Here is a 15,135-nt window from a genome sequence, read left to right as displayed (position 1 = left end):
GCTCACCGGTAAGGAGCTGCGCGTATGACCGCCACCGAGGCCGATCCCGCGGCCGCCACCGGGACGTTCACCCCGCGCCCCGGTGCCGCCCCGCTGCCCCGGATGATCCGCGCGCAGGCGGCGCTGGAAACCAGGATGCTGCTGCGCAACGGCGAGCAGCTGCTGCTGACCGTCGTCATTCCGACCCTGCTCCTGGTGCTCTTCTCCGCCGTCGACATCGTCGCGGTGCCTACCGAAACGGCGGGGGGCTCCGGCCGGGCCGTCGATTTCCTGGCGCCCGGCATCCTCGCGCTCGCCGTGATGTCCACCGCCTTCACCGGCCAGGCCATCGCCACCGGCTTCGAGCGGCGCTACGGCGTCCTCAAGCGGCTGGCCGCCTCGCCGCTGCCGCGCTGGGGGCTGATGACCGCCAAGACCTGCGCGGTGCTGGTCACCGAGGTCCTCCAGGTGGCCCTGCTGACGGCGGTCGCCCTCGCCCTGGGCTGGTCCCCGCACGGCAATCCCCTCTGGGTGGCGCTGCTGCTCCTCCTGGGCACCGCCGCCTTCTCCGGTCTCGGCCTCCTGATGGCCGGCACCCTCAAGGCGGAGGCCACCCTCGCCGCCGCCAACCTCGTCTTCCTGCTGCTCCTGGTGGGCGGCGGGGTGATCGTCCCGCTGACGAAGTTCCCGGAGGCGGTGCAGACCGTCCTCGGGCTGCTGCCGATCGCTGCCCTGTCGGACGGGCTGCGGGGCGTCCTCCAGCACGGCGCCGGGCTCCCCCTGGCCGACCTGGGCATCCTGGCCGCGTGGGCGGTACTGGGGCTGGGCGCGGCGGCGGCGTTCTTCCGCTGGGAGTAACTGCCGGGAGCAGCGGCGGCGTTCTTCCCCCGGAAGGGCATGCGTGGGGGGATACGTACGCAACCGCCCCCCTCGTGAAAACACGCACAAGCCGCCGCCTACGATGGCCCCCGTGCCGAACACGCTGAATCCCCTTGAGCTGATCGCCCGCCGCTGGCAGCCGTCCGCCGCCTTTGTGCGACGGGCCGCGCTGGCCACCGTCATCATGGCCGTGATCATCGTCGTCACGGGCGGCGCCGTGCGGCTCACCCAGTCCGGACTGGGCTGTTCGACCTGGCCCAAGTGCACCCCGGACAGCCTGACGCCGACCGCGGCGATGGGCATCAACGGCATCATCGAGTTCAGCAACCGCATGCTGACGGATGTGCTGTGCGTGGTCGTCGGCGTGTTCATCATCGCCGCCCGCGCCCGCCACCCGCGGCGCCGCTCGCTCACCCGGCTCGCCTGGGCGCAGTTCTGGCTCGTCATGAGCAACGCCGTCATCGGCGGCATCACGGTCCTGTCCGGCCTGAACCCCTACATCGTCGGCTCGCACTTCCTCGCCGCCACGGCGCTGCTCACGGTCGCCGTACTGAGCTGGAAGCGGGCGAGCGAGGGCGACGAGGAGCCGCGCGACCTGGTCGCCCGCCCGGTGCGGCAGCTGGCCTGGCTGCTGGTCGCGGCGGCCGGCGCGCTCACCGTCATCGGCACCGTGGTCACCGGCGCCGGCCCGCACGCGGGCGATGCGCACAAGGTCCACCGCATCCCGGTGAACTGGCAGGAGATCACCCAGCTGCACGTCGACTTCGTCTACATCGTCGTCGGCCTGACCGCCGCCCTGTGGTTCACCCTGCGCGCCGTCAAGGCCCCGGCGGCGCCCCGCCGAATGGTCGGGGAGCTGTTCGCCTGCCTCGCCCTCCAGGGCGTCATCGGCTACGTCCAGTACTTCATGGGCCTGCCCGAGATCGTCATCGGGCTGCACATGCTGGGCTCGACCCTGGTGTGGATCTGCGCGCTGCGGCTCGCCCTCTCGCTGCGCGACCGCGGCCCGCTCCCGGCGGATCCCGAGGAGCCCGCCGGGACGCCCGAGGCGGCTCAGCCGGTCGCCGCAGCCGGAAGCCGGTAGACCCGCCGCGCCGTCCCGGCGCCGATCATCTGCGCGATCCGCCGCCCCTCGCCGGGGCCGCACATACCCTCCTCGGTCCACTCCCGTACGACCCGCTCCAGGGCCCGTACGAACAGCCGCGCCCCGGTGACGTAGAGCTCGGGCAGCCCGCGCGTGCCCGAGGAGAACAGCAGCTTGCCGAACGGCGCGTGGCCGAGCGTCTCCTCGGGGCGCGGGCCGGTGTCGGCATAGACATGGGCGAAGGCGGCGGCGAGCTGGGCCGCGCGGCGGTGGTGCGGCGCGCCGGGCAGCAGGACGACATCCGCGCCGATACCGGCCGTGGCGCGCAGAAAGCCCGCCAGCGGCTGCGGATCGGGGCAGTGCAGCTGTACGGGCAGCCCGGTGGCCATGGCGCTCCACAGCAGATGGCGGACGAGGGCGGGCTCGGCGAGCCGCTGCCCGGGGCGGCGGCCGCGCAGCCAGCGGTCGGCGGCGCGCCGTACCTCACCGGCCGGGGGAGCATGGCCGTCGCAGTAGGCGGCGCCGGAGGCGAAGGCGGTGGCGTGCTGGGCGGCGGCGTAGAGGGCCTCGGCGGTGTAGCCGATGAAGGAGTCGACGCTGCCGGAGGTGTCGGCGACCTGTTCGGCGAGGGATTCGAGGCGGACGACCTCGTGGGCGCGGGCCTCGGCGGCGGTGGCCAGCTCGGTGGCCGAGGTCAGATCGCTGGGGGTGCCGGCCTCCAGCAGGAAGGTGCCGATACCGGCGCCGCGCAGCAGCATCCGGCCGGCGCGGAAGGCGCCGAGCTCACGGCGGCGGGCCAGATAGCGGGCGGGCGGGCAGTGCGGTTCGAGGCCGAGCAGCGGGGGGCACCAGCGGCGCAGTGCCAGGCCCGTCCAGCTGTCGAAGTAGCTGGTGCCCGCGGGGGCGGGGCCGTGGGCGCCGGCCGCGGCGGCCAGGTGGGCCTCGAAGGAGCCGAGGCCCAGTTCGCCGTGGACCGCGCCGTGGCTGTGCTGATCGATCAGCGGTGGCTGATCCGCCAGGGAGGGAAGGCCGTCCATCCGCTCCTCCTACCCAAGAGCCCGCCGGACGCGAACGAGACGTCGCGCCCGGTGGGCTTAACGGGCAAGGGGGTGGTGAGGTAGCGGGCTGTGCCCGCGCGGCGTGCGCTCCGGCGCGCGGCGGCCGTGCGGCGTCAGGCGCCGGCGTTGGCCGGGCCGCCGAGCTGGAGGCCCGCCATACGGGTCCACTCGTAGCGGCCGGTGCGGACCTTGGCGGCGAGGTCGCCGTCGAAGTCGTCGTGGAGGGTCAGGCCCGCCTGGGCCGCGGCGTCCTTGGCCTGGTCGAAGCTGTCCGCGACGAGGTTTCCCCACTCGCCGTTGGCGCCGACCAGGGCGATCCGGGTGCGGCCGCGGCCGATGTGGGCGAGCTGGCCCTCGGCGCCGCCGCCGTGGGAGGCGGCGAAGGCACGGATCTGCCGGGCCAGCCGGGCCGCCCGCCGGTCCCCGCTCTTGCCCGCCGCCGTCGCCGCCGGCTCGGCCGCCTCGTCCGCTTGCTGGGTGTCTGCCATGGACAGCATGCTACCCGCCGGTAATCACCTGAGGAAGGGCCCGGACACGGCGCGGGAACGTGATGCTCAGCGCAGGAACGGGTCCACCGCGACGGCCACGAACAGCAGCGAGACATAGGTGATGGACCAGTGGAACAGCCGCATCTCCTTGAGCTTCCCGCCGGTGACCTCGGCCCTGGCGCGGTTCTGGAGACCGTGCGCCTCCCACAGCCAGAAGCCGCCCGCGAGCAGCGCGACCGCCGTGTAGAACCAGCCGGTGTAGCCGAGCGGCGTCAGCAGCAGCGAGACCCCGACCATCACCCAGCTGTAGAGGACGATCTGCCGCGCGACCACCTTGTTCGAGGCGATGACCGGAAGCATCGGCACGCCCACGCGCGCATAGTCGTCCTTGACCTTCATGGACAGCGGCCAGTAGTGCGGCGGCGTCCAGAAGAACATGACCAGGAAGAGGATGACCGGCGCCCACGACATGGAGTCGGTGACCGACGACCAGCCGATGAGGACGGGCAGGCACCCCGCGATGCCGCCCCACACGATGTTCTGCGACGTACGCCGCTTGAGGATCATCGTGTAGACGACCACGTAGAAGAGCAGTGCGCCCAGGGACAGCCAGGCCGACAGCCAGTTGACCGCGAAGCCGAACAGGAGGGTGGAGACCACCGCGAGCGAGATGCCGAAGACCAGGCATTCGGCCGGGCTCACCATGCCGGTGACCAGCGGCCGCTGCGACGTGCGCTCCATGAGGGCGTCGATGTCGCGGTCGTACCACATGTTCAGCGCGTTGGCGCCGCCCGCAGAGAGGTAACCGCCGACGCAGGTGATCAGCACCAGCTTCAGGTCGGGCACGCCCTGCTGGGCAAGGAACATCACCGGAACCGTGGTGATGAGCAGAAGCTCGATGATCCGCGGCTTGGTCAGCGCCACGAACGCCTTGACTCGGGCACCGAACGGCCGCCGGCCCCGGCTGCTGCTCGTCAGCGCTCCCGCTGGACGGGATTCGACGGCCGTCACGCACACCCCTGACAGAGACTCCAGCGAGCCCCCGAAGCAGACCACTTGGATGTGAAGTCCCGGCAACGACTCGCGCGTACCACGCCACTCTAGACGTTGCCCATACCTTGCCCTTCGCGGGGGTGGGGTCGTGTTGGCCCGCCTCTGTCACGGGAAGGGACAGCGGAAAAGGGACCTTTCCCCGGACGTTCGCCCAGGGTTCAGGAGGCGAACGGGACCGCCGCCCGTCAGTCTGGTCGTATGGCCCCTACCCAGGACCGCATCCCGGTCGGGAACGCCTGAAGTCCTGACTTGGCCGTGCAAAGCGACGAGTCCGCCCGACACCGCCCGACGACTGAGCGCCGGCGCCACCGACTGAGCACAGACTGAGCGCCGAAAACGCCGACTGAGCGTCGAAAAGGCGCATGCACCGGCGGGGGTAGGCTCGGCAGCACCGCCGCCGACATACCGTCCCGGCGTTCGACATGTGGAGAGGAGCCCTGACTCAGGGTGAGCACCAAGCCGACCACAGATTTCGAGTGGACCGATGTGGACCAGCGGGCCGTGGATACGGTCCGCGTCCTGGCCATGGATTCCGTGCAGAAGGTCGGTAACGGCCATCCGGGTACGGCCATGAGCCTGGCTCCCGCCGCCTATGTCCTCTTCCAGAAGATGATGCGGCACGACCCGGCGGACGCGGACTGGACCGGCCGTGACCGGTTCGTCCTCTCCGCGGGCCACTCCAGCCTGACCCTCTACATCCAGCTCTACCTGGCCGGCTACGGCCTGGAGCTGGACGACCTCAAGGCGTTCCGCACCTGGGGCTCGAAGACCCCCGGCCACCCGGAGTACGGCCACACCACCGGCGTGGAGACCACCACCGGCCCGCTGGGCCAGGGCGTCGCCAACGCCGTGGGCATGGCGATGGCGGCCCGCTACGAGCGCGGTCTGTTCGACCCGGAGGCGGCGCCCGGCACCTCGCCGTTCGACCACCACATCTTCGCGATCGCCGGTGACGGCTGCCTCCAGGAGGGCATCTCCGCCGAGGCGTCCTCGATGGCCGGCCACCAGAAGCTCGGCAACCTGATCCTGCTGTGGGACGACAACCACATCTCGATCGAGGGCGACACCGAGACCGCCATCTCCGAGGACACCTGCAAGCGCTACGAGGCCTACGGCTGGCACGTCCAGCGCGTGGCGGCCAAGGAGAACGGCGACCTCGACCCGGAGGCGCTCTTCCGCGCGCTGGAAGCCGCCAAGGCCGAGACCGAGCGTCCGTCCTTCATCGCCTTCCGCTCGATCATCGCCTGGCCGGCCCCCAACGCCCAGAACACCGAGGCCGCGCACGGCTCGGCACTGGGTGCCGAGGAGGTCGCCGCCACCAAGCGGGTGCTGGGCTTCGACCCCGAGCAGGACTTCGAGGTCGCCGAGGCGGTGCTGGCGCACACCCGCGGCGCCTCGGACCGCGGCCGGGACGCCAAGAAGGAGTGGGAGAAGTCCTTCGCCGCCTGGCGCACGGCCAATGCGCAGCGCGCCGCCGACTTCGACCGGATCGCCGCGGGCGAGCTGCCCAAGGGCTGGGAGGAGCACCTCCCGGCGTTCGAGACCGGCAAGGCGCTCGCCACCCGCGCCGCCTCCGGCAAGGTGCTCCAGGCCCTGGGCGCGGTCATCCCCGAGCTGTGGGGCGGCTCCGCCGACCTCGCCGGCTCCAACAACACCACGATCGACAAGACGTCGTCGTTCCTGCCGGCGGGCAACCCGCTGCCGGAGGCCGACCCCTACGGCCGCACGATCCACTTCGGTATCCGCGAGCACTCCATGGCCGCGGAGATGAACGGCATCGCGCTGCACGGCAACACCCGCATCTACGGCGGCACCTTCCTGGTGTTCTCCGACTACATGCGCAACGCCGTCCGGCTGTCCGCGCTGATGCATCTGCCGGTGACGTACGTGTGGACGCACGACTCCGTCGGTCTGGGCGAGGACGGCCCGACCCACCAGCCGGTCGAGCACCTGGCCTCGCTGCGCGCCATCCCGGGCCTGAACATCGTGCGCCCGGCCGACGCCAACGAGACCGCCCTCGCCTGGCGCGAGATCCTGCGGCGCTGGACGAAGAAGTTCGGCGCGGGGGCCCCGCACGGCCTCGCGCTCACCCGTCAGGGCGTGCCGACCTACCCCGCCAACGAGGCCACGGCCAAGGGCGGTTACGTCCTGTTCGACGCCGAGGCCGACGGGAAGACCGTCGAGCCGCAGGTCGTCCTGATCGGCACCGGCTCCGAGGTACAGCTCGCCGTCGAGGCGCGCGAGCAGCTCCAGGCCGCGGGCATCGCGACGCGGGTCGTGTCGATGCCGTCGGTCGAGTGGTTCGAGGAGCAGGACCGGGCCTACCGCGACAGCGTGCTGCCGCCGTCCGTCAAGGCCCGGGTCGCGGTGGAAGCCGGCATCGGCCTGACCTGGCACCGCTACGTCGGGGACGCCGGGCGCATCGTCTCGCTGGAGCACTTCGGTGCCTCGGCCGACGGCAAGGTCCTCTTCCGCGAGTTCGGCTTCACCGCCGACGCGGTGGCGGCCGCCGCCCGGGAATCGCTGGAAGCCACCGCGCGCTGACGCCCGTACACGACAAGTAGGAGATGCTTAACCCATGACAGACGCACTCAAGCGCCTCTCCGATGAAGGCGTCGCGATCTGGCTGGACGACCTGTCGCGCCAGCGCATCACGTCCGGCAATCTCGCCGAGCTGATCGACCAGCAGCACGTCGTCGGTGTCACCACCAACCCGTCGATCTTCCAGAAGGCGATCTCGGACGGCCACGGCTACGACCAGCAGGTCGCCGACCTCGCGGCCCGCAAGGTCACCGTCGAGGAAGCCATCCGCATGATCACCACGGCGGACGTGCGCGACGCCGCCGACATCCTGCGGCCGGTCTTCGACGCCACCGGTGGCCAGGACGGCCGGGTCTCCATCGAGGTCGACCCGCGCCTGGCCCACAACACCGCGGCGACCATCGCCGAGGCCAAGCAGCTGGCGTGGCTGGTGGACCGCCCCAACACCCTGATCAAGATCCCGGCCACCAAGGCGGGTCTGCCGGCCATCACCGAGGTGATCGGCCTGGGCATCAGCGTCAACGTCACGCTGATCTTCTCGCTGGAGCGCTACCGCGAGGTGATGGACGCCTACCTCGCGGGCCTGGAGAAGGCCAAGGCCGCGGGCCTGGACCTGTCCCTGATCCGTTCGGTCGCCTCGTTCTTCGTCTCCCGCGTGGACACCGAGATCGACAAGCGCCTGGAGGTCATCGGCACGGACGAGGCCAAGGCGCTCAAGGGCAAGGCCGCGCTGGCCAACGCCCGCCTGGCGTACGAGGCGTTCGAGGCGGTGTTCGGCTCTGCCGACAACTCGACGCAGTCCTCGGACCGCTGGGCCGCGCTGGACAAGGCCGGTGCCAACAAGCAGCGTCCGCTGTGGGCCTCGACCGGCGTCAAGGACCCGGCCTTCAAGGACACGCTGTACGTCGACGAGCTGGTGGCCCCGGGCACCGTCAACACCATGCCGGAGGCCACCCTGGTGGCCACCGCCGCCCGCGGACAGATCACGGGCGACACGGTGCGCGGCACCTACCAGGCGGCCCGCGCCGAGCTCGACGCGGTGGCCAAGCTGGGGATCTCCTACGACGAGGTCGTCCAGCTCCTGGAGGACGAGGGCGTCGACAAGTTCGAGACGGCCTGGAACGACCTCCTCAAGTCCACGGAGGCGGAGCTCAAGCGCCTCGCTCCCTCGGAGGGCTGATCTCCCTTGACTGCATCCCACGGAGCCAACCCGCTTCGTGACGCACTGGACCGACGGCTCCCGCGTATCGCGGGGCCGTCGGGCCTGGTCATCTTCGGCGTCACGGGCGATTTGTCCCGTAAAAAGCTGATGCCTGCGGTCTACGACCTGGCCAACCGCGGTCTGCTGCCGCCGGGCTTCTCGCTCATCGGCTTCGCCCGCCGCGAGTGGGAGCACGAGGACTTCGCGCAGGAGGTCTACGAGGCGGTCAAGCAGCACTCGCGGACGCCGTTCCGCGAGGAGGTCTGGCAGCAGCTGGTCCAGGGCTGCCGCTTCGTGCAGGGCAACTTCGACGACGACGACGCCTTCGACACGCTCAAGACGACGATAGAAGAGCTGGACAAGGCCCAGGGGACCGGCGGCAACTTCGCCTTCTACCTCTCCGTACCGCCGAAGTTCTTCCCCAAGGTCGTCCAGCAGCTCAAGAAGCACGGACTGGCGGATCAGAAGGAGGACTCCTGGCGCCGCGCGGTCATCGAGAAGCCCTTCGGGCACAACCTCGAAAGCGCCCAGGAGCTCAACCGCATCGTCCACGAGGTCTTCCCGCCCCACGAGGTCTTCCGGATCGACCACTACCTGGGCAAGGAGACGGTCCAGAACATCCTGGCGCTGCGCTTCGCCAACACGATGTTCGAGCCGCTGTGGAACCGCTCGTTCGTCGACCATGTCCAGATCACCATGGCCGAGGACATCGGCATCGGCGGACGGGCCGGCTACTACGACGGCATCGGCGCCGCCCGTGACGTCATCCAGAACCACCTCCTCCAGCTGCTCGCGCTGACCGCCATGGAGGAGCCCTCCTCCTTCGACGCGGACGCGCTGGTCGCCGAGAAGACCAAGGTGCTCGGCGCCGTACGGCTGCCCAAGGACCTCGGCCGGGAGACCGTCCGCGCGCAGTACACCGAGGGCTGGCAGGGCGGCGAGAAGGCCGTCGGCTATCTCCAGGAAGACGGCATCGACGCCAAGTCGAAGACCGACACCTACGCCGCCATCAAGCTCCAGGTCGACAACCGCCGCTGGGCGGGCGTCCCGTTCTACCTGCGCACCGGCAAGCGGCTGGGCCGCCGGGTCACCGAGATCGCGGTGGTCTTCCAGCGCGCCCCGCACTCCCCCTTCGACCACACGGCGACGGAGGAGCTGGGCCAGAACGCGCTGGTCATCCGCGTCCAGCCGGACGAGGGCGTCACGGTCCGCTTCGGCTCCAAGGTGCCCGGCACCTCGATGGAGGTCCGGGACGTGTCGATGGACTTCGCGTACGGCGAGTCCTTCACCGAGTCCAGCCCCGAGGCGTACGAGCGGCTGATCCTGGACGTCCTGCTGGGCGACGCCAACCTCTTCCCGCGGCTGGAGGAGGTCGAGCAGTCCTGGCGGATCCTCGACCCCATCGAGGAGTACTGGGACCGGAACGGCAGGCCCGCGCAGTACCCGGCGGGCACCTGGGGCCCGGCCGAGGCGGACGAAATGCTCGCACGAGACGGACGGAGCTGGCGTCGGCCATGAAAATAGATCTGACGGAAACCACGGCCAGCAAAATCAACAAGGCGCTGGTGGAGGGCCGTCGCGCGGTGGGCACCCCGGCCATCGGCATGGTGCTCACCCTCGTCATCGTCACCGACGAGGAGAACGCCTACGACGCCCTCAAGGCGGCCAACGAGGCATCCCGCGAGCACCCCTCGCGCACCCTCGTCGTCATCAAGCGGGTCAGCCGGTCGCCGCGCGACCGCGCCAAGGCCCGCCTGGACGCCGAGGTCCGGGTCGGCACGGACGCGGGCACCGGCGAGACGGTGGTGCTGCGGCTGTACGGCGAGGCCATCGACCACGCCCAGTCCGTGGTGCTGCCGCTGCTGTTGCCGGACGCCCCGGTGGTGGTCTGGTGGGCGGTCAACGCCCCGCTGGACCCGGCCAAGGACCCGCTGGGCGCGCTGGCGCAGCGCAGGGTCACCGACGCCTACGCCGCCGAGCAGCCCGTCCAGGAGCTGTCCGGACGCGCCGCGACCTACACCCCCGGCGACACCGATCTGTCCTGGACCCGCATCACCCCCTGGCGCTCGATGCTCGCGGCGGCGCTGGACCAGGCGCCGTGCACGGTCACCTCGGCCGAGGTCGAGGGCGAGGAGTTCAACCCCAGCTGTGAGCTGCTGGCCATGTGGCTCGCCGGCCGGCTGAACGTCCCGGTCACCCGCAAGGTGTCGGCCGGCCCCGGGCTGACCGCCGTACGGCTGGAGTCCAGCGGCGGCACGATCGTGCTGGACCGCCCCGACGGTTCGCTGGCCACGCTCTCCATGCGCGGCCAGCCCGACCGGGCGGTGGCGCTCAAGCGGCGGGAGACCTCCGAGCTGCTCGCCGAGGAGCTGCGCCGGCTCGACCCGGACGACATCTACGCCGCCGCGCTCAAGTACGGCGTGGACAAGCTCGCCGAGGACGGCGCACGGCCCGCCGCGCCTGAGCCGTCCGTGGCCCCGGACGTGGCTCCGGACGAGGCCCCGGCCAAGCCCGCGGCGAAGAAGGCGCCGGGCAAGAAGGCGGCCGCCAAGTGAGCGCTCCGCAGGTCGTCGTCCACCGCGACAAGGAGCTGATGGCCAAGGCCGCGGCGGCCCGGCTGATCACCAAGATCGTCGATGCCCAGGCCGCCCGCGGCTCCGCCTCGGTCGTCCTGACCGGCGGCCGCAACGGCAACGGCCTGCTCGCCGCCCTCGCCGAGTCACCCGCGCGCGACGCGGTGGACTGGCACCGGCTGGACCTGTGGTGGGGCGATGAGCGCTTCCTGCCCGAGGGTGACCCGGAGCGCAACCACACCCAGGCGCGCGAGGCGCTGCTGGACAGCGTGCCGCTGGACCCGGCGCGGGTGCACCCGATGGAGCCGGCCGGTGGCCGCTTCGGCAACGACGCGGACGCGGCGGCCGAGGAGTACGCCCTCGAACTGGCCGCCGCGGCCGGTCCCGAGGACCACGCCGCGGTGCCGTCCTTCGACGTCCTGCTGCTGGGCGTCGGCCCGGACACCCATGTCGCCTCGCTCTTCCCGGAGCTGCCCGGCGTCTACGAGCAGGAGCGCACGGTCGTCGGCGTGCACGGCGCGCCCAAGCCGCCGCCCACCCGCGTCTCGCTGACCCTGCCGGCGATCCGCGCGGCCCGGGAGGTGTGGCTGCTGGCGGCCGGCGAGGACAAGGCCAATGCCGCCGCCATCGCCCTGTCGGGCGCGGGCGAGGTCCAGGCACCGGCCGCGGGTGCCCGCGGCCGCAGCCGCACCCTGTGGCTCCTGGACGAGGCGGCCGCGGCCCAGCTGCCGCGGGATCTGTATCCGCCGGCTTCGGCCTGAGCACACCGCATCACACGACGAGGGCTCCCGTACCTTCCCGGTACGGGAGCCCTCGGTCATGTGCTCAACGCCCCCGCAGCGCCCGGTACTTGGCGACCAGACCGGCCGTCGACGCATCCAGCCCCGGCACCTCGGCCCCTTCCGTCAGCGCCGGTTCGACCCGCTTGGCCAGGACCTTGCCCAGTTCGACGCCCCACTGGTCGAAGGAGTCGATGTTCCACACCGCGCCCTGGACGAACACCTTGTGCTCATAGAGCGCGATCAGCTGGCCCAGCACGGACGGGCTGAGCTCGGTCGCCAGGATCGTGGTGGTGGGGTGGTTGCCGCGGAAGGTCTTGTGCGGGACCAGGTCCTCGGCCACGCCCTCGGCGCGTACCTCCTCGGGCGTCTTGCCGAAGGCCAGCGCCTGGGTCTGGGCGAAGAGGTTGGCCATCAGCAGATCGTGCTGGGCGACCAGGCCCGGCCGGAGGTCGGCGACCGGCTCCGCGAAGCCGAGGAAATCGGCCGGGATCATCTTGGTGCCCTGGTGCAGCAGCTGGTAGTAGGCGTGCTGGCCGTTCGTACCGGGCGTACCCCAGACGACCGGGCCGGTCTGCCAGCCGACCGGATTGCCCTCGCGGTCCACGGACTTGCCGTTGGACTCCATGTCCAGCTGCTGCAAGTACGCGGTGAACCGGGAGAGGTAGTGACTGTACGGCAGCACCGCATGCGACTGAGCATCCCAGAAGTTGCCGTACCAGATGCCCAACAGGCCCAGCAGCAGCGGGGCGTTCTCCTGCGGCGGGGCCGTGCGGAAGTGCTCGTCGACGAGATGGAAACCGGCCAGCATCTCGCGGAAGTGCTCCGGGCCGATCGCGATCATCAACGAGAGGCCGATGGCGGAGTCGTAGGAGTAACGGCCGCCGACCCAGTCCCAGAACTCGAACATATTGGTCGTGTCGATGCCGAACTCCGCCACCTTCTCGGCGTTGGTCGACAGCGCGACGAAGTGCTTGGCCACGGCTTCTTCGCCAGCCCTGAGGCCGGTCAGCAGCCAGTCGCGCGCCGAGGTCGCGTTGGTGATCGTCTCGATGGTGGTGAACGTCTTGGAAGCGATGACGAACAGCGTCTCGGCCGGGTCCAGATCCCGTACGGCCTCGTGCAGATCGGCGCCGTCCACGTTGGACACGAAGCGGAACTGCATGTCCCGGTGGGTGTAGGCGCGCAGCGCCTCGTACGCCATCGCCGGGCCCAGGTCCGAACCGCCGATGCCGATGTTGACGACGGTCTTGATGCGCTTGCCCGTGTGGCCCTTCCAGGCGCCGGAGCGGACCCGCTCGGCGAAGGTCGCCATCTTCGTGAGCACGGCGTGCACGGCCGGGACCACGTTCTCCCGGTCGACCTCGATGACGGCGGAGCCGGGCGCGCGCAGCGCGGTGTGCAGGACGGCGCGGCCCTCGGTGACGTTGATCTTCTCGCCGCGGAACATCGCGTCGCGCAGCCGGGCGACGCCGGTCGCCTCGGCCAGTTCGCCCAGCAGCCGCAGCGTCTCATCGGTGACCAGGTGCTTGGAGTAGTCCAGGAACAGATCGCCGACCTGGAGGGTGTAGCGCCCGGCGCGGCCCGGATCGCGGTCGAACAGCTCGCGCAGGTGCACCTCCCCCAGCTGCTCGCGGTGCTTGTTCAACGCGGTCCACTCAGGCATCTGGTCGAGCCTGCTGCGGCTTTCTGCGTTCATCTCGGACATCAGCCTTCTTCGTCTCGATACCGGCACCCCGCCGGAACCCAACCTAATTGATCAGGGCTCGGTAGGAGGCATCCGTCCTGCGGGGGACGGCGGGCTGACGGGCGCGTAAACGCACGGCGGCCCGGCCGGAGGGGTCGTCCCTCCGGCCGGGCCGGTGCTACGGCTGCCGGTGTGTCAGATCTCGCCGCGGAGCTTGGCCAGCGCCTCCGCGAGGATCGCCTCACCGTCGGCGTCGCTGCGGCGCTCCCGGACGTAGGCGAGGTGGGTCTTGTACGGCTCGGTGCGCGGCGGGTCCGGCGGGCTGTCCCGGTCCTTGCCGGCCGGAAAACCACAGCGCGGGCAGTCCCAGGTGTCCGGGACCTGTGCGTCGCCGGCGAAGCTGGGCTGCGTCTCGTGCCCGTTGGAGCACCAGAAGGAGATGCGGATGCGCGGCGCGGACTCGCCGCGCTCGGCCTCCCCCATCGGCCCCGCCCCGACCCGACTTCCTCGGATCGCGTTGCCACTTGCCACGGTCGTAACTCCCTGCGTGATGGTGCCGCAAAGCATGAACAGCAGCTGCGCTGCGGGCGCTCCAGTCTATGAAAGGCCCAACGCGCGTCCAGTGACAGGAGTTACACCCCGCCCAGGACGCCGCCCCCAATGATAGGCCGCGCCTTCGACGGGATGTCAGTTGCCGAGCTTCATCAGGACGCCGAGGACCACGATGCACGCGAACCACAGCAGACCGACCACAATGGTGATGCGGTCCAGGTTGCGCTCGGCGACCGAGGAGCCGCCCACCGAGGACTGCATGCCGCCACCGAACATGTCGGACAGGCCGCCACCCTTTCCCTTGTGCATGAGCACCAGCATCATCAGCAGCATGCTGAAGAGGATGAGGGCGATCGAGAACCCGATGACCACGGCTGGACCAACTCTCTGGGACTGGTTGAAAATGGTGCGGGGCCGGACGGCGCAGTGAACACCGGACCCGGCCCCGACAGGGTACGACGGGCCGGGCCCGTCGTCATAGCTGCTACTGGTCGCGGAAGCGGACGATCTTGACGAATTCGTCCGCGTCCAGCGCCGCGCCGCCGATCAGCGCGCCGTCGACGTCCGGCTGCGCCATGATCGCCGCGACGTTGCCGGACTTGACCGAGCCGCCGTACTGGATGCGGACCTTGTCGGCCAGCTCCTGGCTGTAGAGCTCGGCGAGGCGGCCGCGGATGGCACCGCAGACCTCCTGCGCGTCCTCGGGGGTGGCGACCTCGCCGGTGCCGATGGCCCAGACCGGCTCGTAGGCGATCACGATCGTCTCGGCCTGCTCGGCCGGGACGTCCTTGAGGCCGCCGTCGACCTGCGCAAGGGTGTGCGCGACCTGGTTGCCCGCCTTGCGGACGTCCAGGCCCTCGCCGACGCACAGGATCGGGGTCAGGCCGTGCTTGAAGGCGGCCTTGACCTTGGCGTTGCAGATCTCTTCGCCCTCGCCGTGGTACTGGCGGCGCTCGCTGTGACCGATGGCCACATACGTGCACTTCAGCTTGGCGAGCATCGCACCGGAGATCTCACCGGTGTAGGCGCCGGAGTCGTGCGCCGAGACGTCCTGGGCGCCGTACTTGATCTTGAGCTTGTCGCCGTCGACCAGGGTCTGCACGGAGCGCAGATCGGTGAAGGGCGGCAGGACGGCGACCTCTACGGCGTCGAAGTCCTTGTCGTTGAGGGCGAAGGCGAGCTTCTGGACATGGGCGATGGCCTCAAGGTGGTTGAGGTTCATCTTCCAGTTGCCCGCCATCAGCGGAGTGCGGTCCGTCAC

Annotated in this window: 14 protein-coding genes; 7 read left to right on the top strand and 7 right to left on the bottom strand. The window is 70.7% G+C overall.

Annotated elements, in window-relative coordinates; all coding sequences use genetic code 11:
- Positions 1 to 24 precede the first annotated feature (24 nt).
- Complete coding sequence (locus SNA_RS10380) at positions 25 to 837, top strand: ABC transporter permease (RefSeq protein WP_044364457.1); 813 nt, start codon at positions 25 to 27, stop codon at positions 835 to 837.
- A 112-nt stretch (positions 838 to 949) separates the two neighbouring features.
- Positions 950 to 1,942, top strand: coding sequence for a COX15/CtaA family protein (locus SNA_RS10375; RefSeq protein ID WP_030069208.1), 993 nt, complete (start codon positions 950 to 952; stop codon positions 1,940 to 1,942).
- On the opposite strand, the gene SNA_RS10370 is transcribed toward SNA_RS10375, so the two are convergent.
- From SNA_RS10370 to SNA_RS10360, 3 genes are all read right to left on the bottom strand, one after another.
- Positions 1,912 to 2,979: an amidohydrolase gene (locus SNA_RS10370; RefSeq protein ID WP_241779598.1), complete on the bottom strand. Its 1,068-nt coding sequence runs from the start codon at positions 2,977 to 2,979 to the stop codon at positions 1,912 to 1,914. The genes SNA_RS10375 and SNA_RS10370 overlap by 31 nt on opposite strands.
- A 134-nt stretch (positions 2,980 to 3,113) precedes the next feature.
- Complete coding sequence (locus tag SNA_RS10365) at positions 3,114 to 3,497, bottom strand: hypothetical protein (protein WP_030069204.1); 384 nt, start codon at positions 3,495 to 3,497, stop codon at positions 3,114 to 3,116.
- A 57-nt stretch (positions 3,498 to 3,554) separates the two neighbouring features.
- The gene (locus tag SNA_RS10360; RefSeq protein ID WP_030069202.1) at positions 3,555 to 4,412 is read right to left on the bottom strand and encodes a heme o synthase; all 858 of its coding nucleotides are present in this window, start codon (positions 4,410 to 4,412) and stop codon (positions 3,555 to 3,557) included.
- Between the two features lie 576 nt (positions 4,413 to 4,988).
- Here SNA_RS10360 and tkt point away from each other — a divergent pair.
- Genes tkt through pgl form a run of 5 tightly spaced genes read left to right on the top strand, consistent with a single transcriptional unit; the run spans position 4,989 to position 11,617 of the window.
- Entirely contained in the window at positions 4,989 to 7,085 is a 2,097-nt protein-coding gene (gene tkt / locus SNA_RS10355; protein WP_030069200.1) for a transketolase, read from the top strand.
- 34 nt (positions 7,086 to 7,119) lie between these two features.
- A complete protein-coding gene (gene tal / locus SNA_RS10350) occupies positions 7,120 to 8,262 on the top strand; it encodes a transaldolase (RefSeq protein ID WP_030069199.1) in 1,143 nt (380 codons plus the stop codon).
- 6 nt (positions 8,263 to 8,268) lie between these two features.
- Entirely contained in the window at positions 8,269 to 9,801 is a 1,533-nt protein-coding gene (gene zwf / locus SNA_RS10345) for a glucose-6-phosphate dehydrogenase (RefSeq protein ID WP_030069197.1), read from the top strand.
- Positions 9,798 to 10,838, top strand: a complete 1,041-nt coding sequence (gene opcA, locus SNA_RS10340) for a glucose-6-phosphate dehydrogenase assembly protein OpcA (protein ID WP_030069196.1) — start codon at positions 9,798 to 9,800, stop codon at positions 10,836 to 10,838. Before zwf ends, opcA begins: the two co-directional genes overlap by 4 nt.
- On the top strand, positions 10,835 to 11,617 hold the full coding sequence (gene pgl, locus SNA_RS10335) for a 6-phosphogluconolactonase (RefSeq protein ID WP_044364455.1): 783 nt from the start codon (positions 10,835 to 10,837) through the stop codon (positions 11,615 to 11,617). The genes opcA and pgl overlap by 4 nt, the downstream gene beginning before the upstream one ends.
- Positions 11,618 to 11,681: 64 nt before the next feature.
- Here the strand turns inward: pgl and pgi are convergent, their stop codons facing one another.
- The 4 genes from pgi to tpiA form a co-directional block, all read right to left on the bottom strand.
- A complete protein-coding gene (gene pgi, locus SNA_RS10330; protein ID WP_030069191.1) occupies positions 11,682 to 13,334 on the bottom strand; it encodes a glucose-6-phosphate isomerase in 1,653 nt (550 codons plus the stop codon).
- A 183-nt stretch (positions 13,335 to 13,517) separates the two neighbouring features.
- Positions 13,518 to 13,853, bottom strand: coding sequence for an RNA polymerase-binding protein RbpA (locus tag SNA_RS10325; protein ID WP_016578660.1), 336 nt, complete (start codon positions 13,851 to 13,853; stop codon positions 13,518 to 13,520).
- A 156-nt stretch (positions 13,854 to 14,009) separates the two neighbouring features.
- Entirely contained in the window at positions 14,010 to 14,246 is a 237-nt protein-coding gene (gene secG / locus SNA_RS10320; RefSeq protein WP_030069187.1) for a preprotein translocase subunit SecG, read from the bottom strand.
- Between the two features lie 112 nt (positions 14,247 to 14,358).
- Positions 14,359 to 15,135 (bottom strand): triose-phosphate isomerase, encoded by a 777-nt coding sequence (gene tpiA, locus SNA_RS10315; protein WP_030069185.1) that lies wholly within the window; start codon positions 15,133 to 15,135, stop codon positions 14,359 to 14,361.

It is taken from the genome of Streptomyces natalensis ATCC 27448, from assembly GCF_000935125.1.
Taxonomy (GTDB): Bacteria; Actinomycetota; Actinomycetes; order Streptomycetales; family Streptomycetaceae; genus Streptomyces; species Streptomyces natalensis.
Note: the sequence above shows the minus strand (reverse complement) of the source record. Positions and strands in the feature narration are given on the sequence as shown.

Coding starts and splice junctions, on each gene's coding strand:
- SNA_RS10380 (WP_044364457.1), top strand. CDS start 25: ATGACCGCCACCGAGGCCGATCCCGCGGCCGCCACCGGGACGTTCACC.
- opcA (WP_030069196.1), top strand. CDS start 9,798: ATGAAAATAGATCTGACGGAAACCACGGCCAGCAAAATCAACAAGGCG.
- tal (WP_030069199.1), top strand. CDS start 7,120: ATGACAGACGCACTCAAGCGCCTCTCCGATGAAGGCGTCGCGATCTGG.
- SNA_RS10365 (WP_030069204.1), bottom strand. CDS start 3,497: ATGCTGTCCATGGCAGACACCCAGCAAGCGGACGAGGCGGCCGAGCCG.
- SNA_RS10370 (WP_241779598.1), bottom strand. CDS start 2,979: ATGGACGGCCTTCCCTCCCTGGCGGATCAGCCACCGCTGATCGATCAG.
- pgi (WP_030069191.1), bottom strand. CDS start 13,334: ATGAACGCAGAAAGCCGCAGCAGGCTCGACCAGATGCCTGAGTGGACC.